This window comes from Paenibacillus sp. TSA_86.1 (assembly GCF_052691815.1).
This window is the reverse complement of record NZ_JBQZGE010000001.1, coordinates 416,402-441,357: the sequence shown is the minus strand read 5'-3', so window position 1 is coordinate 441,357 and position 24,956 is coordinate 416,402. Positions and strand designations below refer to the sequence as shown.

Below are 24,956 nucleotides of genomic sequence, written 5' to 3'. Positions count from 1 at the left end.
TGTACAAAGAAAAGTTTTAGTTCAAAACGTTAGAACCCTTCTGATCTTTATAACGTTTAACATCAAAACAAACAACCAAAGGGACATTTTCATAAAAAAAAGACTTTCATGAGCACTCATGAAAGTCTTTGCTGTGATGCGGTCGAGAGGACTCGAACCTCCACGGGTATACACCCACTACCCCCTCAAGATAGCGTGTCTGCCATTCCACCACGACCGCATATTCAATTATAAAAGTGAGCCATGAAGGGCTCGAACCTTCGACACCCTGATTAAAAGTCAGGTGCTCTACCAACTGAGCTAATGGCTCTTGATGTAACTTCACCGGATGTTATGCCATGCTTCATATCAAACGTTACGGAGCGTGACTTCCAAGAAATCCTTATACAATGATTCTCTACATGGTGAAGAATTAGGTATAACTATGACCCGTAGGGGATTCGAACCCCTGTTACCTCCGTGAAAGGGAGGTGTCTTAACCCCTTGACCAACGGGCCTTATAAACAAGTTGTCTTTCTTGGCGACAAGAATGAGTATATCACAACCAAAAAGAATAGCGCAATACTTATTTTTAAAAACTTTTCATGCCAGATTATTCCTCACATCCACAAATCCAGCTACAATATCACACCACCTCAACTCTCCTTTCTCGCTCATCCCTATCTGTTATGGATCGCATTCAATTTTAAAGATCATATTCGTGTCATGCCTGTACCTTAATTTTGTTAATTAAGGATCAAAAAACTTACAAAAACTTATTTTCACTTATAATATTGCAGATCACATTATAATTACTTATAATTAAACTACAGCACAACGCACGGTCATCCATACACATAAGGAGGCTTTACGTTTGTTTCAAGAAGAACGCATGCAACTCATTATTGAGCACCTGCGCAAGCATAATCGTATCTCAGCAGATGAGATTGTTTCTTTGTTTGATGTCTCACGAGATACGGCACGACGCGATCTGATTAAACTCGAAGAGCAGGAAGCCATTATTCGCACACGTGGCGGTGCAATCCTCCCCTCTCCCCCACAAGAATTCAAGTCGTATCAAGACCGGCTGAAGTATGTTTCTGAGGAAAAACGGGCTATCGGCAAACTGGCTGCTGCTCTGGTTCGTTCAGGAGAAACCATCATTTTGGATTCCTCCACAACCGTTCAGTCCTGCGCAGAGAATCTGAATGGTAAATCCTGCACCGTCATTACCAATTCAATTCACTCTGCTGATTTGTTATCTAGTCACACTGCAGTTCAGATTCGACTGCTCGGTGGCAGACTGGATAAGGAACAGCGTTATGTCTATGGAGCACCTGTAATCGAGACCCTTTCCCACTATTACGTGGATAAAGCCTTTATTGGCATTGGCGGCCTCACCATGGATGGATTCAGTGCTTCCGAAGAGGAAGGCAAGATTAAACATCAAATGATGAAATCAGCCAAAAAAGTAATTATTCTCGCCGACCACTCCAAGATGGACAAACGTTACGGTTATCGTTTTGCTGACTGGTCACTGGTAGATGTATTAATTACAGATCAATGGCCGACTCAAGAGTGGCTCGATTTTTTAAGCGAACAAAAGGTTGAGATTCTGATTCCCGAACCTACACAAGATAAGGAGTTGTAAAGATATGAAGTTATTTGCTACCGATTTAGATGGAACGTTGTTGAATCGAGACAGCCAAATCAGCCGTGAGAATGCAGATGCCATTCAAAGAGCGCAGCAGGCTGGCATGAAAGTAACCATCGCGACTGGGCGTGTATACTCAGATGTTGTGGCGATCAGCCACCAAGGCGGAATCAAAACCCCGATTATCGGCTCCAACGGCGCAACCATTCATGATGAGAACGGGGAACGATTATTCCATCTCCCATTAGAACGCGGAACGGCCGCTTCTGTCATGCAATGGCTGGAAGACGAGCACATTTATTATGAAGCTTCAACTCAGATGGGTATATACGCTGCAATCAGTACTCATGAGACGATGCTCGCCGAGTTGGAACGTGTCCTGGGATCAAAACCCGGTGAAGATATCGAGCGCATGATTCATTCGATCAAAAAACACTACGACAAAAAAGACTATCACCGCGTGAACAACCATCTTGAAATTCCGGCAGAAGCTAGCATCTATAACATTATGGCCTTCTCAATGAATCCCGAAAAAGTGCAGCGCGGACGTGAATATTTCTCCTCCAGAACCGATGTGGCAATGGTGGTCTCCTTTGAGCATAACTTCGAAATGCAGCACCCGGATGTATCCAAGGGTAACGCCCTAACCAAACTGACAGAACATTTGAACATTTCGATGAAAGACACTGCGGCTATCGGGGATAACTTCAATGATGTGTCCATGCTGCAGATGGCAGGCCTGGGTATCGCTATGGGTAATGCCGAACCGGAAATCCGTGCCATGGCTAAAACGATAACACGTACCAACGTTGAACATGGCGTCGCTCATGCGATCCATAGCTTGTTAGATGGCAAACCGATTGCTCCGGAAGAAACCATTGTCTCGGAAGGCCAATAAAAAGATAATAAAAGGTCTGTAAACAGTCATTCTTAGGTCAGTATTAAGTAAGCTCAGTGAAAGTGAAGTGAAGCGAACACAGGCACAGGAGTCTCGTTAACCGAGCCTGTGCTTGTTTTTTATTTTGTACCGTATCGATTCGTGTCATTCTCACTCGGTTTTCCTTCTCTTTTTATATCCTCTCTGCCCGAAAATTCTCGCCTCGTCTCTCCCCAAGTCCGTAATACTGCCGAAAATTATAAATCAACGGGTTCCATTGTTCCGGATCAATTCTGTTGATCTCCGAGATCAGACGGGTATGAGCATGCACTTTCACTGCTTTTACTTCTACAATCGCCATATACGGCGTATGCTCCGGGATGCGTATATGTTCTACAACCGCCTCAATCTGAAGTGCACATTCAGCTATTTTATCAGGCGTTACCTGAACGGAACGCTCGGATGTCAATCCTGCCGCGGCGAATTTATCATGACAATACGTATATCCCATGTGCCTTTTCGCTTCCGGCACGGGTGAACTTCCCGTCGTCCTTCCCAACACTTCAACTTTGGCCCACATCGAGGCATCCGGCAAATTAATTACACATTCCGAATGAAGACACAGATTCTCATAGGCTTTTCCCTGCGTGCCTAAACCCAGCACCAGACAGTCTCCCAGCGCCCAAGATGAGGATAGCGGGGAAAGATTCGTTGATCCCTCTTTATTTAATGTGCTCAGGATGATAACAGGTGTGCCATAGTATAAAATACTGGGATTAATGGTCTCATGCTGATTACCCTGAGCCCCATTAGAAGTTTGTTTTGTATTATTTCGCTGCTGCATATCGTTACTCATTCTGCACCTCTCCTGCTCGATATTGAATTCAAACCAATTGTAATACAGCATTAGTTCAGCTATCATCGAAGTATGAATGCATATCCGAATATCACTATTATCGCTTCACTTATTGCGGATACAAGCCGCTCTGTATTTCTCTCCGCTTTGCTGGATGGACGGGCGTTACCTGCTGGAGAACTCGCCTATATGGCAGGTGTCAGCCCGCAGACCGCAAGTAATCACCTCGCTAAATTGGTAGCTGGAGGATTATTGGAAGTAGAACAGCAAGGTCGTCATCGGTATTATCGTCTTGCAGGCCAAGAGATTGCTGATCTGATCGAGAAAATGGCCAGCATCGCTCCACCGGTACAGATTCGCTCATTGAGGCAATCCAATCAACTGCGGCAGTTAAGTTATGCACGTACCTGTTACAATCATCTGGCTGGGAGACTAGGGACTTCCCTTTGCGAAGCGTTGCTCAAGAAAGGTTATCTGGTTGAACCGAAAGGAGAGCAAGGTAAGGATTATCTAATTACGGAGAAAGGATCGCAGTGGTTTAACGAATTTGGAATCAAATTTCAGTTAAAAAATGGCTCACGCCGAGCCATCGCTCGTAAATGTCTGGATTGGAGCGAACGCCGTTACCACCTGTCCGGTGTGCTTGGTGAACAGTTCGTTTACCGATTACTTGAACTGAATTGGATTCGCCAAAAAGCAGGAAGTCGCTCCGTTGAGCTAACCGAGGCCGGAAAATCAGGTTTACATGAAGTGTTGGATATTTCCCTTTAAACGACTTACACGCTAAAAACCAAAAAATCCTCTTTGCATGAATGATCAACTCATTCATACAAAGAGGATTGAACTATTTATTCAGAACGGAGAGAGAGGGATTCGAACCCTCGCACCGCTTACGCAGTCTAACCCCTTAGCAGAGGGTCCCCTTATAGCCACTTGGGTATCTCTCCAAGAAATGGCTCCCCGAACAGGACTCGAACCTGTGACAACTCGATTAACAGTCGAGTGCTCTACCAACTGAGCTATCAGGGAAAATTAACTTGAATAACATTAATCTATCATGATTAATAATTCAAGTCAACCTGCGGCAGGCCACTTTGTGCATGCAGATGATCAGGGTGTATATCAGATGCTTTGAAGTGTCAGTTTTCCTGAACATCGTCCGCAGCGATAACGCTTCGGGTCTATTTTCCGTTTACGCAAATACTCCATTCCGCAGCTCTTACATAGCAGCTTGTATCGATACGGTAGCGGCTTTCTGCCCTTGTCTCCAGGAAGAGACTGACAAAACCGTGAACCCCCCACTTTCTGCAAAAGCGCCTTGAATTCCGGATCTCTATGCTGGTATCCCCGCCCTCGAATATGCAGATGATAGTGGCACAGTTCGTGCTTGATAATTTTCTCAACCTCGTCTTTTCCGTAGACTTCGAGCTGATGTGGATTTATCTCGATCCGATGGCTTTTGAGCATATACCTTCCACCCGTTGTCGTCAGACGACGGTTAAATATCGCTTCATGAGTAAACGGAACTCCGAAATGTTCCAGAGAAATCTGCTCAATCCATTGTTGTAATTCCTTGTTTTCCATCATTCTCCTCTCTCTCCACCCTTGGAGTACGCTGTTTTCCTCGCATAATACTTGAATTTTAACCGTTTCGTAGGCTACACTGTCAAGTAGAATGTATGAGGGGAGATTAATACTCGTTATGCCTACAATGCGCTATGTCATCCTGCAACAGGAGCAGCAATTGCAGTTTGTCGAAATGCCTTCAGACTATGCTTATCAACTCAGTGCGCTTAATCTGCGTCTGCACAAAGAGATCGACAAACTCACGGCAACAGATGTACCCGTTCTGCCTTGGGCTATTGCCGAATGTGATCATCTCGATCTATTGAACGAGAACCTGTCAATCATCGGTGGCCTGGATTATATCAATGCCCTCGAAGCGCGTTTTGCCGCTTTGCGTGAAAGTAATTATCCTTTGATTTCCCTTCTGACCGAGATCCGGGCGCTTCAGGCTCAATTGGAACAATGGTATGAAGAAGAGATGGATTAACCGAAAATTCAATACAAAACGAAAAGCGCGCCTCCCACTGCCGGGTGATGCGCTTTTTTTATCGTCGTTGAATCATTAGGATTTCAAGACCAATAATCGGTTAACACCAAAAGTAAATATAATTCGTTCCGTTTCAACAGGTGCTGGCCATTTTCGTTTGACATGGAGTTATCTCGCACAGTCCAGGCTATTGCTACATATGCTAACGTACAGATGAATTATGCAAAAGGAGGAGATTTCTTTGCCTCAATGGCTCTGCAACCAACTCATGCGAGCGTTTAACAAAAAAGACAGTCGTCAAATCAAGTTGCTGAACGAATGCTGGTACTTCTATCGCAACAAACCCGCCAGCGGTTCACAGCGCAACGTGGAGAACGAAATTTAAGCATTGTACGGATACTGACGGCTTCTCACGGTTCGTCATATCAGGATTTTCACGTATCCTCCCAGGAAACAAACCAAATCATATCAAAAAAATCCATACCATTGCACAGCAAGGATAATACTTAATAGCAAACAGCCTTCCCAACGCGGGAAGGCTGTACCCTTGTACTTATACAAGCATATCCGTTTACACGTTACTCTTACAGACGTATGCTTGGATATCACATTCTGTTTCCAACAGAATCATTCATTGGCAGATGCAGGTTTTTTCATCGTAAGACCGACACGGCCTTTTTTCATATCCACATTCATCACCCAGACGGTCACATTATCACCAACGGAGACTACATCCATCGGATGTTTAACATATCCGTTACTCAGTTGAGAGATATGGACAAGCCCGTCACTCTTAATACCGATGTCAACGAATGCACCGAAGTCAATCACGTTACGAACCGTACCTTGCAATTCCATGCCTTCCACCAGATCTTCAATCTTGAGTACATCTGTTCGGAAGATTGGCAACGGCATCTCCTCACGAGGGTCACGGCCAGGACGCTGCAAGCTATCCATAATGTCGCGTAACGTAGGCACCCCCACATTCAGCTTCACGGCAAGTTGTTCTGTCTGTTGTTCAGACAGCAGTACAGACAGTTCTTTGCTTCCGAGCTTGTTCAGCTCGACCTGAAGCTCCTTGAACAGCTGGTCTACAACTTTGTAAGACTCAGGGTGAATTGCAGTACGATCCAGCGGATTCTCACCTTCCGAGATGCGCATAAACCCTACGCATTGTTCATACGTTTTGGCACCCAAACGTGGCACCTTCTGCAATTGACGACGGCTCGTGAAGCGGCCGTTTTCCTCACGGTACTTGACAATGTTTTTGGCAATGGTTGCATTAACGCCGGCTACATAAGACAACAAGGAAGGTGAAGCCGTGTTGACATCCACGCCAACATGGTTAACTGCCGATTCTACGACAGCCTTCAAGCTCTCTTCCAGCACCTTTTGAGATACGTCATGCTGATATTGGCCGACGCCAATCGCTTTTGGATCGATTTTAACGAGTTCAGCCAGCGGATCTTGCACCCGACGAGCAATAGAGGCCGCACTGCGCTCGGCAACATCCAGATCCGGGAACTCCTCTTGAGCAAGCTTGGACGCAGAGTATACACTTGCACCAGCCTCGTTGACAATCAGGTATACAAGACTCTCGTCACCATTCTCCTGAATGATCTCAGCTACAAACTGCTCTGTCTCACGTGATCCGGTTCCGTTACCAATAACAATCAATCCAATATCATACTGCTTGATCATCCGGTGGAATACTTCAGCTGCTTCGCGCTTCTTATTGTGCGGAGGCGTTGGGTAGGTTACAGCTACTTCAAGCAGCTTGCCTGTATCGTCTACAACCGCAAGTTTACAGCCTGTCCGGTAGGCTGGATCGACACCCAGCACACATTTGCCATGAATCGGTGGTTGCAACAGCAGGTTACGAAGATTGGCGGAGAATATTGAAATCGCCTGATTCTCCCCTTTTTCCGTTAACTCGGCACGCACTTCCCGTTCGATAGACGGTGCAATCAGCCGTTTGTATGCATCTTCAATAACGGCACGCAAAATATCCTGCACCACAGAAGCTCCCCGAATAATCTGTCCTTCCATATGCCGATGAGTCGGTTCAGCTTGAACGTCAAGGCCAACCTTGAGAATCCCCTCTCGTTCTCCGCGGTTAATCGCAAGAATACGGTGCGGCGGCATTTTTTTGGCCAGCTCACGATAACTGTAGTAATTCTCGTAAACGGACTCCTGCTCGGTATCCTTCGCTTCAGAAGTCAACATGCCGTGATCCAGTGTATATCTGCGAATCCAGGCACGGATGGCTGCATCGTCGGCAATATTTTCAGCGAGAATATCCTTCGCCCCCTGCAGAGCCGACTCTGCATCCTCTACCCCGAGTTCAGCATTAATATAACGCGCAGCCTCCTGAAGTGCATCTCCCTGTTTGGGCTGTTCCCAAATCCATACGGCGAGCGGCTCCAGACCTTTTTCCTTAGCTACACTGGCACGAGTCTTCCGTTTCTGACGATAAGGGCGGTACAGATCTTCTACTTCTTGCAACTTGACAGCCTGAGTGATCGATTTTTCGAGCTCTTTGGTCAGCTTGCCCTGTTCCTCTATAATACGGATAACTTCCAGTTTGCGGTCTTCCAGATTGCGCAAATACACAAGGCGCTCTTCAATCTGGCGCAGCTGGTTCTCATCCAGTTCTCCAGTCATTTCTTTACGGTAGCGGGCGATAAATGGAATCGTATTGCCTTCGTCCAGAAGCTCCGATGTTGTGCGGATCTGCTTCAAGGACAGTGACAGTTCCTTGGCTACCTGTTTGATGATTCGTTCTTGGCGTTCCGCCTTTAATGTTTCTTCATTGGGTTCCAGAACCGTTTCCTGTTCAGACAAATAAATCCCTCTTTCCTTCCTGAATCGTTCATGATACTCATTTCAGGGCAGCTTTGCTGCATAATAACAGTATGGTCGATCATCCGAAGTTGATCTCGAGCTTTTCAAACTTAAAAATAACACTCCACTCTATATTATCACAAAATCACATTGAAATTTCTATCATCCCTCTGGCATACATCCTACTTGCGTTATTGCACTCCTAAACATCCTTCCCCGTTGGATGAAAAAAAGACCGAGAACGTCATCATGACATCCTCGGGTCTCCTTCAAAATAACCAATTCATCTAAATAAGTTGGAATTTTCTTTTACACGTTAACGGAGAGGACAGAAAAAACCTGGAATAGCGAAGCGTTCGCCTTTATCACCGGATTTTTCCCTTTAGAAAGGGAATCAAAAAAGTCTGGGGATAATAGCGAATGGAAGGTTATTCTGTCATCGGAGTGGACTGTGTAAAATCTCTAGTTCAAATTATTTACACCCGCTCAAACCGGAACATTTCGCTCAGGTAGTCCCCTGACTCACTACCCACAGCAATACCGCCATACATCAAGGCATCGCCTGTAAACGTCTCTGATCCGCCTTTCAGACGGTAATCGCTATTAGGATCAAGCCCTTTCAGCTTCAGACGTTGAAGCGGTGCATTCGGTTCAGAGAGCACGCGGAAGTAGAATACAATCACTTCGCTACCGTCCGGTGCAATGAACATCCAGGCAGTCTCGTTGCCTTCGAATGGGCTAAGCAGGCGGCGGAATGTACCGTATTGCACGGTGCTACGAATTTCCTTGTACAGCTCAACCTGTGCTTGTACAATCTCATTCTCTTCGTCTGTAAACTTTGTCAGATCCAGCTCATATCCGAAGTTGCCCGACATGGCCACATGACCTCGGATCTCCAGAGACGTAATCCGGTTCACCTGATGGTTTGGAACAGCTGAAATGTGTGACCCCATAGAACTTACAGGATATACAAGGCTTGAACCGTATTGAATGCGCAAACGGGAAATCGCATCGGTATTATCACTCGTCCATGCCTGTGGCATGTAATACAGCATCCCCGGATCAAAACGTCCACCGCCCCCGGAACAGCTTTCGAACAAAATATTTGGGAAGGAGTTAACAATACGTTCCATTACTTCGTACAGTCCGAGCATATAACGGTGCGCTGTTTCGCGCTGTCTGTCTGCCGGGAGTAACGCAGATCCAACCTCTGTCATGTTTCGGTTCATGTCCCATTTTACATAAGTGATCGGTGCAGAACTCAGAACATCGGACAACATACGAACGATCTCGTCACGCACATCCTGACGGGAGAAATCCAGCACAAGCTGCTGTCTTCCTTCGGTACGGCGGCGATTAGGCACATGCAGACACCAGTCTGGATGTGCACGATACAGTTCACTGTCCGGGGAGATCATCTCTGGCTCAAACCACAGTCCAAACTGCATGTCCAGATTTGTTACACGGTTAGCCAAATCATCCAGTCCCTGCGGCAGCTTGTTTTTGTCCACAATCCAGTCGCCCAATGATGAATTGTCGCTGTCCCGATGACCGAACCAGCCATCATCAAGTACAAATAATTCAATACCCAGCTTCTGCCCCGCACGAGCAATCTGCTCAATCTTGTCCGCATTAAAGCCGAAATACGTCGCTTCCCAGTTGTTAACCAGTACTGGACGCTCCGCATTGCGATATTTACCGCGTGCCAGACGTTCACGATACAGCTCATGGTAGGATTGAGACATGCCGTCCAGTCCCGCAGCCGAGTAAACCATAACCGTCTCAGGTGTCTGGAACGACTCCTGTGGTTCCAGCTTCCAGTTGAACTCAAATGGATTAATACCGACCGATACACGCGTTGTATAGAACTGATCCACCTCTGCCTGCGCAGTAAAACTACCACTGTATACCAAGCTGAAGCCGTATACTTCTCCTTGATCTTCATCCGTTCCCGGTGTCATCAGGGCAATAAACGGGTTCTGCTGATGGCTGCTTGAACCACGGCGGCTCTCAATACCCTGCAATCCGGAAGCGAGCGGACGGCGAACAATATCACGTTCACGAGTCCAGGCACCCGAGAGCTGCAGCATGTCGTAATCTGCATGCGGCAAATCTACAGAAGAGCTGAGGGCACGCAGCACATTCACTACGTTAGCGCTATCATTCACGATACGCATCGAGCGTGTAATCGCATTAAAAGCAGTAAATGCAGTATACGTTAACTCAATTTTCACACCTGACACCTGATCTTGCATTTCAATAATGAGCGTATCTGCCTCATCCTCGGCTTCTACATACGTTGCCGGGAGTCCCGTTAACGCCTCTTTTCCCTTGACCAAACGATGGCCTGTATACGTGAACTCGGATACCGTTGAGCCATTCTCCAATTCAAGCTGGATAGCCGGGTTGCGGAAATCACTCGTTCCATAAACCGGTAGTTCCACCGGCAGGGTGTCAAACGAAATCGTACGATCCTCCGGCACCGGATTTGGACTAAAGGATGCTCTTTCTGTCCGCACATGAAGCCAGCTCAGGTCGGTATCACGCAGTTTTTTGCCATAATACAAATGCACCAAATATCCCGAAGGCAGTACCTGAAATACGTAACTCGCCTCGCGGGTCTGTAAATGAAACTGAAGTTTCTCCTGATTGATGTAAATGCTCATATGTCTCCTCCATCTATCTATATAGGTCTTGCGGATAAACGGTTTCTCAGGTTCCATTATAACGAAAAGATCATCAATGTTCTACGCTTTCACCAACTCTTAACCAAAAGAGCGCACAACACCCCTAAAGGTATCGTACGCTCTTAAGATTACATTCTGAAATTGTGTGTTCCCTTCCAGGAACATCCGTTGTCAACGGACAGGCACATCAACGCATAAACTACCGTTGTGTAGCCTTAAAAATCGATTAAGCCCAGGCTGATCTGCAAAGCTTCGTTGACCAGTTTCATGGTCTCCTCGTCCAAATGCGTAATCTTGTCGGTCAGCCTCTGCTTATCGATCGTCCGAATCTGTTCGAGCAAAATCACTGAGTCCCGGTCAAAGCCATGTGCCGCTGCATCAATCTCGACATGCGTCGGCAGCTTTGCCTTCTGAATCTGGGCGGTAATGGCCGCCACGATACAGGTTGGACTGAACCGGTTACCGATATCGTTCTGGATGACCAGAACCGGCCTGACTCCACCTTGCTCGGAACCGACAACGGGAGAAAGATCCGCAAAAAAAACGTCACCACGTTTTACGATCACTGTCTACACCCCGCTAACTAAGCGGTCCAGAGTGCTGTCCGCATCTTCCTCCGCGTGAAAGGCTTCGGATGCCATGGTCAGGTTAATCTTCGCCATCTCCATGTACCCTCGCTGCATTGATTCACGGATGTAACGTTTCTTCCGCTCCGTCAAGTACAGCTTCATTGCTTGCCTAATCAATTCGCTGCGGTTGGAATTCTCCAGCGCTACGATGCCATCCACTTCCTGCAAAAGATAATCAGGCAAACTGATCATAATCCGCTTGGTGTTCTGCAAGTTGGCCACCTTTCTTCCACCCCCACAAACCTTTCGCCATTGTGAACCAGTATAACGCTTTTCCAGAACTTTTATACAAAGGAATATATATGCCCCGCGTATATCAAGTATGCTGTACTCCATTATAAACACGGGAATCATTATTCGTACAGAGCAAACATCGCATTTCAGGATTTAATTCCTGACATCGTACATATTTCGAGATACTGCGACAGTTTTCCTTCTGTTCTGAAAAAAGTTTTGCTGGTAATCGTGTCCAATTTGCGAATTAAGTTGTCAAAAGGGGATTGATTCTGGCGACTACCGTTCCTCCACGTGTATACACCCGTGGAATGCGATGTGCCATCATGCAGATCACTTCATAGTGGATCGTACCAAGCTGGTCTGCCACCTCGCCAGCGGTAATCACACCGCCGGATTGGTGACCGATGAGAACAACCTCTTCGCCGGCTTGAATTTCTTCCGCTTCTTCTGCGAAAGATTGCAGCGACACCATGCACTGATCCATGCAGATCGTCCCGACGACAGGAACGCGGCGACCGCGTACAAGCACTTTGGCTTTCCCTGTCAACATTCTTGAGAAACCGTCTGCATAACCGATAGGCAAGGTCGCTATTCGTTCATTTTCCTGCGTAAAATAACGGGTTCCATAACTGACTCCCCAATGGGATGGCAGTGTTTTGACCAGAACCGCTTTTGTCTTCAGTGTCAATACCGGGAGCAACTTCACTACCTGATGATTCACCTCGGTTGAAGGATACAGTCCGTACAGACTGATGCCCACTCGCACCATATCATAAGATAGTTCAGGTGTATCAATGGCAGCCGCACTGTTCGCCGTATGTATAATCGGGATGACACATCCCTGATCCCGGAGCGTCTCTGCAACGCTCTGGAACCGTCGATACTGTTCCAGTGTATAGGTCTTGTCTTGTTCATCTGCTTTGGCATAGTGAGTAAACATACCTTCCAGCATCACCTGATCAAGTGAGGACACCTCTTGTATGAAATCAATGGCCTCGTTGCCAGGCAGCAGACCCAGTCTGCCCATGCCGCTGTCCATTTTGATGTGCACTTTCAACGGATTCACAAACGTGCCCGGCTTCACCTGTCTAATCGCCTCAAGCACTTCTCTGCTAAATATTGTGATCGTTACATCATACTTCCACGCAACAGCGACTCCTTCAGGCGGCGTATACCCCAATACCAGAATCGGGCATGTAATGCCCTGCAGACGCAGTTCAAGAGCTTCGTCAAGAAACGCTACACTTAGATAATCCACACCCAGTCGTTCCAATTCTCTGGCTGTCTCTACTGCACCATGTCCGTAGGCATTAGCCTTTACACAAGCGAGGAATCTCGTACCCTGAGGCAAAGCCTCACGAAAAGCGGTTACGTTACTTCGCAGATGGTCCAGATTAATCTCAGCCTGGGTCGGCCGATATTGTTCTTGCACGTTAAGTCACCTTCTCTAATCTTCTTAATCCGGCTCACGTCAGACTCCATCGTAATGCTCCAGCATGTCACTGTCAAATGTACGGGATTTTTGTACCTCTGATCACATAATACGGCGGGAGCCTGCCGAGAACTTTAACCAGTCATAGAAGAAGATCGATAAGCGATAATCCAGCCGTCTGGATCCGATAATTCGTCTGGATATAACTTGCTTACATCGACTTATTACCCGGTTCACTCCGCATAGAAGCGTTTTTTGCTTTTTTTGGACTGAACGTGGCACGATCCTTCTATACCAAAAAATAAATAAAGCACCGGAGAAACCATATCTCCGATACTTTATAGCATTCCATATGACAAGACCGCTATGCGTTTCAGTTTTATTTGCCTGACTCTTCATGCATGGATGTCGCAATACGCACCATTTCATTCTCAGGAAGATCCGCGCTTGTAATCCGGTATTCTACTCCGTCAAAAGTCCAGGTTAACGTCTGCAGCGCATCTCCGCTGATCATGCCTGCTGTAAATCCAAGATCAACCAGACGCGAAGGCGCGAGGGATACCGCACGATCCTGTGGCCTTGCTTCAAATATGGTGTAATTGTATGTTCCCTCATAACGAAGCAGGACGGAATAATCCCCGGCTTCCTCCAAAATCTGATCATCCTTCAGCTTGACGCCTTCCGGCGCATATGTTGGCTGAATGACACCAAAGCTGTCTGATTCTTTCGGCTCAGCCAAGGTAGGTTTCTCGTTGCCTTGTTCACTTGCTGATCCTTCCGTTCCTTGTGTTCCTTGTTGATCCGTGCCCTCACTTACACCGGTCTGCCCATCAACAGCTCCCCCGGTTCCCTCGGAGCCTGGCGTAGCCTGAGGATTAGCAGGCTGTTGTCCGGCGGCGTCATCGGTTTTCTCGGCTGGAGCAGCATCTGCATCTGTTCCTGTCTTATTTCCTTCTTCGGTTGCAGCCGTCATGTTCCGCTGCATGTCAAAGGCATCTTTTCCAAATTCAGCTCCGAATTTGAAGCTGTCAAACTTCACATCCACTACTACATTGGCATTGGAGTCGGACACCTCTACTTGTTTGGGAGCATAGTCACTCTTGTTCAGCCATATCTTCTGTCTGACGAGCGCGTGTGTATTGTAATTGGCAGCAACATCGAATACATAGCTTTCCTTTTCATCTGCAAACTGACGGGTCGTATCCCCTGTAATGCTCCGAATCAACGTTTCATACAAGTAAACCTGACCCTGGTTATCCGGCCAGTCACTTTGGAAGCGGAAGCTTTTATTCTGACTCGGCGTTAGTACAAACACACCTTCATCATTACGAAGTACGATTTGCGTAACATCCTTCTTGGCGTTGGTTAAAGCAATGCGGTAATACGAAGGCTTCTGATGCCATACCTCGACCTTGTACTGCTGCGGTGTTTCTCCGGTATGCAGCGTCATAACGCCTGCTCCCTGGTAACTTTCCATCTCTCCAACAACTTCGTTCAGATCTTTGACCACAGCTGCCGCATCCTTCTTCCCGCAGGCGGCAAGTAAGGCCGATAAGACCAATACCATGGCAAGCATCCATGATATTCGGCGCATGACATCATCCCCTTTAGCACATGTTTTCACTTCAGGATTGTGCGTACAGCAGAACCCCTACTTGATTAGTACATGTTATGAGAGACTTGTTCGATATATGCGGACTAGTTTGACAAGCATGGCATGAAACGTTGTTGAAACGGATTTCTTGTCTACCATAGCGGGATATACACCGGATAACTTGTCTCCGTATTCGGCGCATCTGTTTTTCTTTTAATCCAAAGTTGCCGCAAATCCGGCAAACCATAGCCTGAAATTTTGTAATTCCGTAGCGAGACATCATGGGCGTGCACTTCTTTGAAAGCATATACCGGCAGTATAAGCGCCTCTTCAATCAGCCGCCCCTCCAGTTGAATTAATCTTTCCATACGTAGCACAGGTTCCTGAATCATAACGATATTTTCACATGCTTGGGCAAGTTCGGCTCTCCAATAATCATTCATTGCAAGCAGAAATAACGTATTTCGGAATGTATACATCGTTATCAGACTCCGCATCACATGCTCATCAAATACTTCCCCCGTATAGATCATCTCATAAGGCTGAAGTTCGTCATGATAGACCATATGAACAGGATCGCCAGTCACAACAGTTATGTTTAAACCCGCTGATTCACAACGTTTGGCAAACCAAGCCATATCTGCCTCCATCTGCTTCCCTTCTTCAACCCAGACTCGCAACGGTTGTCCCTGGTAAGCACTGCGCTCAAGCAACGTTGCTGCCTGTACAAGTCCCGACTTGTCCGATCCCGTCTGACCTGTCACAGCCTCTTCAGAAGGAATTACATTTTGTTGCTCCCGTGCTCGAACACGAATCAAACGATCAGCCTTCTCCATGTAAGGATTGTCCATTGATTCAACCAACTGATCCGAATCGAGTAACAGCCGGACAGCTTGACGGAAATAAAGATCATGATGAGGGCCTTCCTTTTGCATATTGAACGTCATAAATACACCGCCCTGAATCTCATGCTCCACAGAACGAAGTTCACCGTCTGAAAATAGACGCTTCTTAACTAAAGATTCAGTCAAGTCTGCTTGAGGAAGCTGCCAGAATTCAACCCGATCAATATATGCTCGGCCTCGGAAATAAGTCGGGAATACCTCCATCACCAACAAGGTCGCGTCATGATGCATAATTCGATAAGGTCCTGTTCCAATCGGACGAAGGGATTCCATCTGTACATCCCTAGGTACAATCGAAGCACACAAACTGCTCAGCAGATCAGGCAACATGAAGTTAGGCTTATGTAGCACAAAGCGTACGGTCAGGTTGTCTATCAATTCAACATGTTGAATTGAACCAAACATGGTTTTACAAGGATTATCAGGATCAGTAACGATACGATCAAACGTAAATTTAACATCTGCTGCTTCCATCACACGACCATGATGAAACTGAACGCCTTTGTTCAGATAAAACGTCCACTCTCTGCCCTCCTGATCACTCTCCCACGCTATAGCCAGACTTGGCTCACATTGCTGCCGCTCTGCATTGTAATGAACCAGACGGTCAAAAACCTCAGTGATAATAAAACCTTCCCCCCACATCGCCGTCTGCGTTGGGTCAAAGGTCTGGAAAGGAGTACTCTGCGGAATTCGTAATGTATCCGTTCTACCTGCAACCCCTTCAATGGAACGTAGACCAAATTGAAGTTGCAGATTATGCAACAGCCTCTCTCTTAACTGAGGTGGCAGGGATGAGGACATTTCATAGGCTTCTTCCATCCTGTTTGCATGCAAAAGCTGATCAAAACGTTCTGCAGCAACTTCTGCCACTGGCTTGCAAAAGACCAGAATTGACTTTTTTCCTCTTCCGCGCTGCGGGCTCCATCTTGCCCAACCATGCTCCTGAAACTTGTTCATAATCAGATTCATGTTACGCATCGTACAGCACAGATAATCCGCAAGTTCACCTATAGTGATGTAAAGCTCTTGATCATCATGTACATGCTTAAGCTTCAAGCGCAATTGTATATAATGCTCCGATATATCCATGCGATGTATGTCCCTCCGAATGGTCCATTTTCTTTGTTCCCTAAAATACGAAACATGAACGACTATGTATACAGTTTTTCTTCCGGTTTTATTTTATTATACTCGATAACATCAACATGACCACAGGAAGGAAGACATACTTGCTATGAAATTTACTGATTTGCACTCGAATATTAAAATTCGAATTGTTACTGATTTTTTTACTGATCTGACACAAAAGACTGTTCTTCCGTTTATGGGGATTTATCTGAGTATACAGATTGGCGTTGGATGGGCAGGGCTCCTACTGACCGTTAATATTGCTGCTTCCATGCTGGCGGGACTTGGTGTTGGATACTTGTCTGATCGAATGGGACGTAAAAAACTGATGGTCATCGCCCAAAGTCTGCAGGTATTTTCTCTATTCTGGCTCGCAGCTGCCAATTCACCCTGGATGAATTCTGTCACACTTACATGTCTTATGTTTCTACTTAGCAGCATCAGTTCAGGGATAACCGCTCCGATTGCAAGTGCCATGATTGTTGATGTAAGCAGTGAGCAGGAACGTCATTACATCTATGGTTTGCAGTACTGGACAACCAATGTAGCCATAACTTTCGGTGCATTGCTGGGAGGCCTTTTATTTGAATCATTTCGTTTTCTGCTGTTTAGTCTGGTATGTGCGGAAAGTATCGTAACCTTGCTAATTCTACTATTTCTAATTCATGAAACAATGGTAAATAAACATTACGTTTCAATTAATTCAGCAAATGACCCATTTGTATCTCCACCATCTGAACCCTCTGGACAATTGAAGTCAGCTTTACAAAACAACATGTTAAACACGTACAAAAAAATACTTCGCGATAAACGTTTTATGGTCTTTTTTACAGCAACCGTTCTTGCAGTTGCCCTTGAATTCCAGTTGGATAAATATATTGCCGTAAGGTTAAAAAATGAATTTGCTTCAGAATTTCTCGGCTTTCATATATCGGGCCTTCACATGTTCAGCATAGTCATGATCATCAACACAGTAATGGTTGCCTTAATTGCCATTCCATTCGGCAAGTACATCAGACGCATCAGTTCCAAAACGATCATAACAGCCGGAATGCTCCTCTATACCTCTGGTTTTGTCGTTCTGGCTTTCAGTAACTGGGCATGGTTGCTTATAACTTCTGCTGTACTGTTCACCATTGGGGAGCTTATGTATTCACCTGTGCGTCAGGTTCTTCTAGCCGGCATCATTCCCGATTCAAACCGCGCGGCATACCTGGCAGCTGATGGACTCAGCTATAATGTTGCCGCTCTGCTGGGAAGTCTTGGCCTAGCAATAGGAGCTCTCTTCCCTTCATATGTGATGGCCGGTTTATACCTGACAGCAGGTTTGGGAGCCCTTTTCTTTTTTCGAATGTCACTTCGAGCAGAGGCCAAACGCAATCCAAACACTTCCTTTGCAGATGCCTCTTAAGCAATATCTATCCATAGACGCAAATAAACATTTGAGAGCCTTTCGAGGCTCTTTTTTACGATTATTCGAGTTCTTTCATCATCTTTAAAAGTAAACAATCATATTCATTTTGTATATTATACTTTACATTTAGTCGATTATCATATACATTGTATTCATGGAGGTGAGTACGTGGAAGAATTACACAATCACGTTCGGGAGTTACGAGCCAGAGACCGTTTGTCCCAGGCAGAGCTGGCGAAGCTCATCGGGGCATCCCGTCAGACGATCGCTTTAATTGAGCGCGGAGACTATTCTCCTTCGGTTGTTCTGGCATTAAAAATAGCCCAGGTGTTCGGCGAATCTGTTGAAAAAATATTTGAATTGAAAGGTGGAGAACCCCATGAATCAAACCGCTAATTCCTCATCCAAAAAGAGACGAATGCGCCTTCCGCTTTATGCTGCTGGCGGTGCCGTTGTCGGATTTATTTCCTCAGCTATGTTCACCAAACTTCCCTCTGATATGAACTGGACGCTGTCCGTTTATTATGATTACGACCTGTTATTTGCCCTTGTTGCCCTTGTCGTGCTGGTTACGATGATCTGGAACAGCATTAGTCTGGCTCGTACACCTTCTGTCCCTCCCGAGGAAGATGACATGGATGACATGCAAGAACATCACGCTCTGATGTCTCCTGCTGAACGTTCACTTGGAAGTGCCATGATGCTCAGTTCGTTCAGTGTCATCGCTTCATTTGCATGGGTCGCCCTTGCCTTGTCGTTATACGCATCGAGTAGAGACTTGCCCAAGTCTACCAATCTGTTTACGCTTGGAAATTTGGTCGCCGCCTGCATCGCTGTAATCATCGTTGTTGTCCTGCAGAGCGTGACAATCAAACGTTACAACCGTTATTTCCCTGATCGCTCCCTGGATCTGAACTCCCGTAACATGAAAAAAGATCACTTCGAAAAGCTTGATGAAGGCGAGAAATGGATTGTGTATCGTGCAGCCTATCGCTCGTTTCAGACAATGAACCTCCTGCTTGGCATTGGCATGGCCGCGTTGGTGTTATATTCTGCACTGTTTACCTTTGCCGCTTTTCCGATCGTATTGCTGTCCGTTATCTGGATCGTCAACATCGGCGTTTATTTTCGTGAAACTTATCGTGCTCAGAAGCAGTAATACACAGTGAACTACCTATTTTGGTAATAATGACTAAAGGAGTGGTTGCGTGCATTTATTCAATCGAAATACCCGGTCCAAATGGAGCGCCCTGACCAGCTCATGTGTGGCACTTGTTCTTTCTCTCAGCCTCTGGGCTCCCCAGGTTCAGGCTCAGACAGGGGTAACAGCCCCTGACTCTGACGGTTCGAAGCAGCCTGTAACACTGAATGCCGAATCGGCTAATGCTTTTCTGGATAAGTTCTTCGCCTCAGCTGAAACCAAACCCCATTACGTTGGTGCATCTGTTGTCGTTGTGAAGGATGGTCAAGTTCTTTCTGAAAAAGGATACGGCTATGCCGATCTGGACAAAAAAACACCTGTCGATCCGAAGAATACCGCTTTTCGTGTCGCCTCTGTCTCCAAAACCTTCACAGCCGCTGCGGTCATGCAGCTTGTGGAGCAAGGCAAGGTCGACCTGAAGACTGATTTTCAGACCTATGTGAAGGGTTTGCACTTCGAGAATCCATTCGATGCGCCAGTAACCGTAGAACATCTGTTAACACACACCACCGGATTCGAAATCCGTGATCCACAGCCGGAAGACATCCACACAGACCAAGACAAGTACATAACAATGGAGGATTACGCCGAGCAGCACATGCCTCCTGTTGTGCGAAAGCCTGGTAGCGCCTACATGTATGATAACTTCTCGTTTTTGCTACTCGGGTTGATTGTGGAGAATGTCAGCGGCGAGCCGTTTGAGACGTACATGCAGGAGCATATCTTTAAACCGCTGGGCATGAACAACAGCAGCTTTATGCTGAATGAAAAGTTTAAAAAGCAACTGGCCACAGGTTATGATGCAGCACACAAGCCGGTTGATCTGTACTTCATTGATCCAAATCCATTGCCTCAAGGTGGCATGCTGTCTACCGCAGATGACATTGGCAAGTTTATGATTGCCTTCCTGAATGACGGCAAGAAAGATAACCAGCAGATTTTGAAACCTGCAACCGTGAAAAGCATGGAGCAGTATCGCTCTTCTATTCATCCGTTACTGCCGGATACCACATACGGATTCGAAGCTCCATTCCAACTTCCAGGGGCGGGAAGCAGTTCCAAAGTAATTACCAAAGCAGGCGACCTGTCAGGTTACAGCTCTTATCTATTTTTTATTCCTGAGCAAAACACAGGTGTCTTCCTGACTTATAATCAGAATGGTGCTCTTCGTAATCTGCTCTACCAAGCCTTTATTCAGGACTTCTTCCCGCAGTATGCTAAACCGGTACAATTCAAAGAATATTCACCACAATCTACGGAAGAATTGCAACGTTTCAACGGTTTTTATGCTGACCTTAGGATCAGTGCACTCATAAGTAAACTGCAGACTGACGGAGAAACGTCCAGTCAATTAAACATTAGTGATCCGTATCTGGGTGAACGTAAGCTGACTCAAGTGGAAGACAATCTGTTCACGGATGAATTAACAGGACAATTCACAGCCTTCAAAACCTACGAAGATGGAACAACCTATATGAGAGAACCGTATCTCAACCCATTCGGGTATGCCAAAAAAGGAAAAAAAGCGGCAGGCTTCCTGGATGTTCAAAAGAGCAACCCTTATGCCCAAGCGATCCATAGCTTGCAATCGCTTGGATATTTCGAAAATGAAGCTAACCAGTCTTTCATGCCTAAAACAACTGTAACTCGTGCGGAATTTATCGAGGATATTCTCAAATTAAGTGGACTCAAGCCTAGCAAAACATCTCCGCCTGCTGACACCGACTGGTCCAGTCATGCCTCAGCTGGGTACATCCAGCTTGCGTATGAAATGGGTATGATCACAGGTACAGACGAGAAACAGTTTAAACCGGATCAAGCCATTGTTCGGCAAGAAGCAGCAGTTATGATATGGAGAGTATTTCAGCTACAGTATCCAAGCGAACTGTTCAAGGACGTTAAACTTGCAGGGCACACCGATGCTTGGGCTGTTCCTGCAGTACAAATGATGGTGAAGCTGGGTATCTACGGCCCTGAGGTCAAAATGCTGGAGGACAATGCTGCAGATTACCTCTCACGCAAACCTCTCATTCGTCAGGAACACGCTGCTATCATGTATGCATTAATCACACAGCCGACCGATCGCATCGTCGCTGAATTGATAGCTGCACAGCAGCCAAAGCAATCACAGCAACCAGAGCAGGCAGGAGCTGAGGAGATCACTAAAGAAGCCGCGACGCCAGAGATCAAACCTGAGATTGCGCCTAATCGAGCAACAGAAAGTGCTCTTCCAGCAACATCCGTCCAATAATTATGCTATACAAATAAACAACAAAAAGGCTTGTTCGAAAGGATTTATCCTTCACGAACAAGCCTTTTAATTTATGCAATTAATGAAGATACATGTGTGTTTCCGTTGCGCTGATCAAACTTGACTGCAGTAGCCTTGGCATACGTTTCAAAATAATCTGCGAGCTTGAGCAAGTCTCCCGGATCTCCCTCATACGGGAAGGAAGCCGGCAGACGCAGGCGATAGCCTTCTGAGTCCTTTTCTTCAGTCCAGCGCCGCAATAACGGAGCGGCCTTCGCATAATACATCATTTTGGCATACGCATCTTCATGATCTGCTGCGAGTACCAGTGTTTCTTCGAGGATATCAATCCCTTTGGCAGGATTCGTAAGTGTAAGATACTCCATCTGCTCGGAAAAACTCTGTACAAAATCGTTCTCACCCTTGATCAATCGGTATCCCTTGACCTGATGTTTATTGGCCTCCTCCGTCCGTCCAAGACGATACAACGGCATCAGAATTTCCGACAAAGTTAGATGTGGAATCTCCGCACAGCTCATGCGGCCTTTGAGAATAGGCTTCGCAGCTTCCAGCACCTTCTCGTCGTCTCCTTTTAACATAAAATAACGCATAATCTCATCCTGCTCACACGCCTCACAGTCACTCATGAAGTCGCGGTCTAACATTCTGAACTTGTCATAACTACGTCCCGCTTCCTCCAATTCTCCAAAATCCATAAAGATGCGGAAACGGTAATACCAATAAGAACGCTCACTGTAGCCATAGGACTTGAAACGTGCTCCGAAGTCCTCCAAGAGCTCCATGATCTTCTCACGTGAAATTTCCGGGAAATCGGGCATTTTGCCGAGAATCCATTTGTACGACCACAATAACGTTTCTTCATCATACATCTCTGGCTGCTGGTCGAACTTGCCAAGTTGCCAGGAGAAAGCGATCAAAGCTTTCATCGGATACCCGCAGAAGGTGGCAACATCCACAATCTCTGAGCGTGCTTCGTACGCCTCCTCAACCATCCCATTAACATCAGCCACCCGCGCTGCTTCCTCCAAAAAACCGAGCTTTGCGGAACCATTTGGCAGCTGATAGGCCTCTTCCATCAAATCTTCAAAATCCATCTCTGTCTTCATCAGGCATCTCCCTCATGATTCGTATTTGCGCGTAAACCCCAATCAATAAACCGAACAATTCCCTGGTTCAACACTTCGAGTTCCTGCTTGTTCATGGCGTAATGTCCCATCATCAGTGCGTTAACATACAACATTTCAATAGCAATCGGTGTCATCTGATTATCAGGCGAAGTCAACACCCGTTTAATGATGGGATTGTTCACATTCAGATACAGCGTCGAGTAACCTGTCGAATGAATACCTGAAGACAACGAACCGAGAACAGAGGAAAATAAGTCTGTACTTTCTTCGCTCGCTTTCTCCAACGCACGTAACGTGGATGATTCCTGCGAAAGGGTGAACAATACCGGCAAGTCAGCGGGTTTGAACCCTTTCACTTCTGCGCGGCAGCGGAAACGTTGTAATGCCGAATCTGCCAGTCGCAGCGCATCATAGTACTGGTTACGCTCAGCCGGTGCAACATCCGTGAAAGTCATCGATACTTCATCTGGCTGAATTCGCTCGGTCTCTACATGGTTCTGTATAACAGGCAGCATCGCCATCAGTTCTTTATCGTAAATGTAACCTGCGTTGACTACCAGCATCGACTGTGCTGAAGCCACATGGTGAATCTGACGGTATTCATCAATCGATCCGGTGTAATACAGCGTCTCTCCTTCTTCAATTAGCTCACCCAGCTCCCGATGTCCTCTCGTGGTCTCGAAGGGCAACCAGCGGTGAATCATCGCGTAGAATTCCTGGTCTTGTACAGCCAGTGCCTTCATCGAAAGGGCATGCAGACGAATCAGCTTCTGCAGTCGCTCAGTCTGCTGCTCAGCCATCTCCGCCAGTCCCATCCGCAGGGCGTCTCCAAGCTCGGAGCGCACTTCTTCCAGCTTTTCATTTTCATAAAAATGCTCTCTTGAAGCTGTTGGCTGTAATTCATCGGTCCAGATCAAACATTTCACAAAGAACGCCCACTCCGGCAAAATGTTCTCGGCTTTCTCCGAAATCAGCATGCGCTTCAGGTACACCCGATGAGAGCGCTTGGCATTCAGATTCACCGCATGTGGCAGTACGTACGCAATACCTCCCGTGCGCCCTGAAGCCGTTGTCAGCGGGATAAAATCCTGGAACTTCTCCCCCAGCAGACGTTCACCAAAAGCAAGCACTTCCGCACGACAGGAACGAGCAAGCTCTGGACGTGTTAACCAGATCGGAGAATCCTGATTGACGACAGACTGCACTCCGTCATGAATCAGCGTGACCGGATAAGGCAATAACGCACCATAATAAAATAAAGCTTCCTTCACATACTCCGCTTCAAAGTAGTGAGCCGCGTCCGGCGTACAACGCAGATATACTTTTGTTCCGGGAGACAATTGCGTGTCCAGCTGTCTAATCGTATATGTACCATCCGGTTTACCTCTCCATTCCATGGAAGGCCCGCCCTTAACCGATTGAGTCAGCATGACAATCTCATGACTCACCATGAAACAGCTCAATAGACCAATTCCGAAACGCCCAATAAATGATGTCTCGCCATCGAGCAGTTCCTGTTGACCACGCTTGGAGGATTGTCCAATCATAGCCAAAAACTCATGGATGTCCGCTTCAGTCAAACCAACTCCGTTATCCTCCACCATCATCGTTAATTGATCTCCGGTTCCTGTCAGCTCGATTCGTGCTTCTCCCTGATATCCCGGCTCCACTTCCTTGCGTGCCGTGATCGCATCTGTCGCATTCTGCATAAGCTCACGCAGGAAAACTTTTGGACTGCTGTATAGATGATTCGATAAAATCTGGATCATTCCGCTCAGGTTCACCTGAAAGCGATATTCGTTTGGTGTACTCATGAATCACTTCACCTTTCCTCTGGGTCTAAGCACAATCATCAGGCAGCATTACTGCATTTAAACTGGATATACGGATGTGTTAGACGAATTCATTATGTATATATCGGCCTATACTCTATTACTCCATTTTCGTTAACATTGAAACGGCCACAATACCCTTCTTTTTAAGGATACCTTGTACAGCTTGCCAAAAAAACAAACCTTAGACCCGATTTGTTGAAATTCCCCGGGGAATTATGCACTATGCTCT

At 46.4% G+C, this 24,956-nt stretch carries 20 protein-coding genes and 5 tRNA genes; 9 read left to right on the top strand and 16 right to left on the bottom strand.

Features of this window, described 5'->3' with window-relative positions; translation table 11 throughout:
• Window positions 1-137 precede the first annotated feature (137 nt).
• The 3 genes from ACUTVW_RS01875 to ACUTVW_RS01865 form a co-directional block, all read right to left on the bottom strand.
• Window positions 138-220: transfer RNA gene (locus ACUTVW_RS01875), tRNA-Leu, on the bottom strand.
• A gap of 17 nt (window positions 221-237) precedes the next feature.
• A tRNA-Lys gene (locus ACUTVW_RS01870) sits at window positions 238-310 on the bottom strand.
• Window positions 311-425: 115 nt separating this feature from the next.
• Window positions 426-497: transfer RNA gene (locus ACUTVW_RS01865), tRNA-Glu, on the bottom strand.
• A 356-nt stretch (window positions 498-853) separates the two neighbouring features.
• On the opposite strand from ACUTVW_RS01865, the gene ACUTVW_RS01860 reads away from it, so the two are divergent.
• Window positions 854-1,630 carry a DeoR/GlpR family DNA-binding transcription regulator gene (locus ACUTVW_RS01860; protein WP_445644216.1) on the top strand — a complete coding sequence of 259 codons (777 nt, stop codon included), beginning with the start codon at window positions 854-856 and terminating at the stop codon, window positions 1,628-1,630.
• Window positions 1,631-1,634: 4 nt separating this feature from the next.
• A complete protein-coding gene (locus ACUTVW_RS01855; RefSeq protein WP_445644215.1) occupies window positions 1,635-2,531 on the top strand; it encodes a Cof-type HAD-IIB family hydrolase in 897 nt (298 codons plus the stop codon).
• A 172-nt stretch (window positions 2,532-2,703) separates the two neighbouring features.
• Here ACUTVW_RS01855 and ACUTVW_RS01850 read toward each other — a convergent pair whose 3' ends face one another.
• The gene (locus ACUTVW_RS01850; protein WP_445644958.1) at window positions 2,704-3,354 is read right to left on the bottom strand and encodes a flavin reductase family protein; all 651 of its coding nucleotides are present in this window, start codon (window positions 3,352-3,354) and stop codon (window positions 2,704-2,706) included.
• Between the two features lie 84 nt (window positions 3,355-3,438).
• Between ACUTVW_RS01850 and ACUTVW_RS01845 the strand changes: the two genes are divergently transcribed.
• Window positions 3,439-4,137, top strand: a complete 699-nt coding sequence (locus tag ACUTVW_RS01845; protein ID WP_445644214.1) for an ArsR/SmtB family transcription factor — start codon at window positions 3,439-3,441, stop codon at window positions 4,135-4,137.
• Between the two features lie 87 nt (window positions 4,138-4,224).
• On the opposite strand, the gene ACUTVW_RS01840 is transcribed toward ACUTVW_RS01845, so the two are convergent.
• The 3 genes from ACUTVW_RS01840 to ACUTVW_RS01830 form a co-directional block, all read right to left on the bottom strand.
• Window positions 4,225-4,313: transfer RNA gene (locus ACUTVW_RS01840), tRNA-Ser, on the bottom strand.
• Window positions 4,314-4,319: 6 nt separating this feature from the next.
• A tRNA-Asn gene (locus tag ACUTVW_RS01835) sits at window positions 4,320-4,395 on the bottom strand.
• A 93-nt stretch (window positions 4,396-4,488) separates the two neighbouring features.
• Window positions 4,489-4,950, bottom strand: a complete 462-nt coding sequence (locus ACUTVW_RS01830; RefSeq protein WP_445644957.1) for a SprT family protein — start codon at window positions 4,948-4,950, stop codon at window positions 4,489-4,491.
• Window positions 4,951-5,068: 118 nt separating this feature from the next.
• Here ACUTVW_RS01830 and ACUTVW_RS01825 point away from each other — a divergent pair, with 118 nt between their 5' ends.
• Together ACUTVW_RS01825 and cmpA are read left to right on the top strand one after the other, a co-directional pair.
• On the top strand, window positions 5,069-5,419 hold the full coding sequence (locus tag ACUTVW_RS01825; protein ID WP_445644213.1) for a hydrolase/acyltransferase: 351 nt from the start codon (window positions 5,069-5,071) through the stop codon (window positions 5,417-5,419).
• 241 nt (window positions 5,420-5,660) lie between these two features.
• Window positions 5,661-5,804: a cortex morphogenetic protein CmpA gene (gene cmpA, locus ACUTVW_RS01820; RefSeq protein ID WP_445644212.1), complete on the top strand. Its 144-nt coding sequence runs from the start codon at window positions 5,661-5,663 to the stop codon at window positions 5,802-5,804.
• Window positions 5,805-6,046: 242 nt separating this feature from the next.
• Here cmpA and ACUTVW_RS01815 read toward each other — a convergent pair whose 3' ends face one another.
• From ACUTVW_RS01815 to ACUTVW_RS01785, 7 genes are all read right to left on the bottom strand, one after another.
• Window positions 6,047-8,263: a Tex family protein gene (locus ACUTVW_RS01815; RefSeq protein ID WP_445644211.1), complete on the bottom strand. Its 2,217-nt coding sequence runs from the start codon at window positions 8,261-8,263 to the stop codon at window positions 6,047-6,049.
• 476 nt (window positions 8,264-8,739) lie between these two features.
• On the bottom strand, window positions 8,740-10,929 hold the full coding sequence (locus ACUTVW_RS01810) for an alpha-galactosidase (protein WP_445644210.1): 2,190 nt from the start codon (window positions 10,927-10,929) through the stop codon (window positions 8,740-8,742).
• A 236-nt stretch (window positions 10,930-11,165) separates the two neighbouring features.
• The gene (locus tag ACUTVW_RS01805; protein WP_024630714.1) at window positions 11,166-11,516 is read right to left on the bottom strand and encodes a type II toxin-antitoxin system PemK/MazF family toxin; all 351 of its coding nucleotides are present in this window, start codon (window positions 11,514-11,516) and stop codon (window positions 11,166-11,168) included.
• Window positions 11,517-11,519: 3 nt separating this feature from the next.
• On the bottom strand, window positions 11,520-11,801 hold the full coding sequence (locus ACUTVW_RS01800) for a CopG family ribbon-helix-helix protein (RefSeq protein ID WP_024630715.1): 282 nt from the start codon (window positions 11,799-11,801) through the stop codon (window positions 11,520-11,522).
• Window positions 11,802-12,060: 259 nt separating this feature from the next.
• Window positions 12,061-13,248, bottom strand: coding sequence for an alanine racemase (gene alr, locus ACUTVW_RS01795; protein ID WP_445644209.1), 1,188 nt, complete (start codon window positions 13,246-13,248; stop codon window positions 12,061-12,063).
• Between the two features lie 379 nt (window positions 13,249-13,627).
• The gene (locus ACUTVW_RS01790; protein WP_445644208.1) at window positions 13,628-14,842 is read right to left on the bottom strand and encodes a DUF4367 domain-containing protein; all 1,215 of its coding nucleotides are present in this window, start codon (window positions 14,840-14,842) and stop codon (window positions 13,628-13,630) included.
• Between the two features lie 152 nt (window positions 14,843-14,994).
• Window positions 14,995-16,839 carry an ABC transporter substrate-binding protein gene (locus tag ACUTVW_RS01785; RefSeq protein WP_445644207.1) on the bottom strand — a complete coding sequence of 615 codons (1,845 nt, stop codon included), beginning with the start codon at window positions 16,837-16,839 and terminating at the stop codon, window positions 14,995-14,997.
• A gap of 145 nt (window positions 16,840-16,984) precedes the next feature.
• Between ACUTVW_RS01785 and ACUTVW_RS01780 the strand changes: the two genes are divergently transcribed.
• From ACUTVW_RS01780 to ACUTVW_RS01765, 4 genes are all read left to right on the top strand, one after another.
• Window positions 16,985-18,289, top strand: a complete 1,305-nt coding sequence (locus tag ACUTVW_RS01780) for an MFS transporter (protein WP_221787882.1) — start codon at window positions 16,985-16,987, stop codon at window positions 18,287-18,289.
• Between the two features lie 171 nt (window positions 18,290-18,460).
• Window positions 18,461-18,688, top strand: coding sequence for a helix-turn-helix transcriptional regulator (locus ACUTVW_RS01775; protein ID WP_445644206.1), 228 nt, complete (start codon window positions 18,461-18,463; stop codon window positions 18,686-18,688).
• Window positions 18,672-19,451, top strand: a complete 780-nt coding sequence (locus ACUTVW_RS01770) for a DUF3169 family protein (RefSeq protein WP_445644205.1) — start codon at window positions 18,672-18,674, stop codon at window positions 19,449-19,451. The genes ACUTVW_RS01775 and ACUTVW_RS01770 overlap by 17 nt, the downstream gene beginning before the upstream one ends.
• Window positions 19,452-19,500: 49 nt before the next feature.
• Window positions 19,501-21,744, top strand: coding sequence for a serine hydrolase (locus tag ACUTVW_RS01765; RefSeq protein WP_445644204.1), 2,244 nt, complete (start codon window positions 19,501-19,503; stop codon window positions 21,742-21,744).
• Window positions 21,745-21,815: 71 nt separating this feature from the next.
• Here ACUTVW_RS01765 and ACUTVW_RS01760 read toward each other — a convergent pair whose 3' ends face one another.
• Both ACUTVW_RS01760 and ACUTVW_RS01755 read right to left on the bottom strand, forming a co-directional pair.
• Complete coding sequence (locus ACUTVW_RS01760; RefSeq protein WP_445644203.1) at window positions 21,816-22,871, bottom strand: hypothetical protein; 1,056 nt, start codon at window positions 22,869-22,871, stop codon at window positions 21,816-21,818.
• Window positions 22,871-24,706, bottom strand: a complete 1,836-nt coding sequence (locus tag ACUTVW_RS01755) for an HSP90 family protein (protein ID WP_445644202.1) — start codon at window positions 24,704-24,706, stop codon at window positions 22,871-22,873. The genes ACUTVW_RS01760 and ACUTVW_RS01755 overlap by 1 nt, the downstream gene beginning before the upstream one ends.
• Window positions 24,707-24,956 lie beyond the last annotated feature (250 nt).

Coding starts and splice junctions, on each gene's coding strand:
- ACUTVW_RS01855 (WP_445644215.1), top strand. CDS start 1,635: ATGAAGTTATTTGCTACCGATTTAGATGGAACGTTGTTGAATCGAGAC.
- ACUTVW_RS01850 (WP_445644958.1), bottom strand. CDS start 3,354: ATGCAGCAGCGAAATAATACAAAACAAACTTCTAATGGGGCTCAGGGT.
- ACUTVW_RS01845 (WP_445644214.1), top strand. CDS start 3,439: ATGAATGCATATCCGAATATCACTATTATCGCTTCACTTATTGCGGAT.
- ACUTVW_RS01830 (WP_445644957.1), bottom strand. CDS start 4,950: ATGGAAAACAAGGAATTACAACAATGGATTGAGCAGATTTCTCTGGAA.
- ACUTVW_RS01825 (WP_445644213.1), top strand. CDS start 5,069: ATGCCTACAATGCGCTATGTCATCCTGCAACAGGAGCAGCAATTGCAG.
- ACUTVW_RS01810 (WP_445644210.1), bottom strand. CDS start 10,929: ATGAGCATTTACATCAATCAGGAGAAACTTCAGTTTCATTTACAGACC.
- ACUTVW_RS01790 (WP_445644208.1), bottom strand. CDS start 14,842: ATGCGCCGAATATCATGGATGCTTGCCATGGTATTGGTCTTATCGGCC.
- ACUTVW_RS01785 (WP_445644207.1), bottom strand. CDS start 16,839: ATGGATATATCGGAGCATTATATACAATTGCGCTTGAAGCTTAAGCAT.
- ACUTVW_RS01780 (WP_221787882.1), top strand. CDS start 16,985: ATGAAATTTACTGATTTGCACTCGAATATTAAAATTCGAATTGTTACT.
- ACUTVW_RS01770 (WP_445644205.1), top strand. CDS start 18,672: ATGAATCAAACCGCTAATTCCTCATCCAAAAAGAGACGAATGCGCCTT.
- ACUTVW_RS01760 (WP_445644203.1), bottom strand. CDS start 22,871: ATGAAGACAGAGATGGATTTTGAAGATTTGATGGAAGAGGCCTATCAG.
- ACUTVW_RS01755 (WP_445644202.1), bottom strand. CDS start 24,706: ATGAGTACACCAAACGAATATCGCTTTCAGGTGAACCTGAGCGGAATG.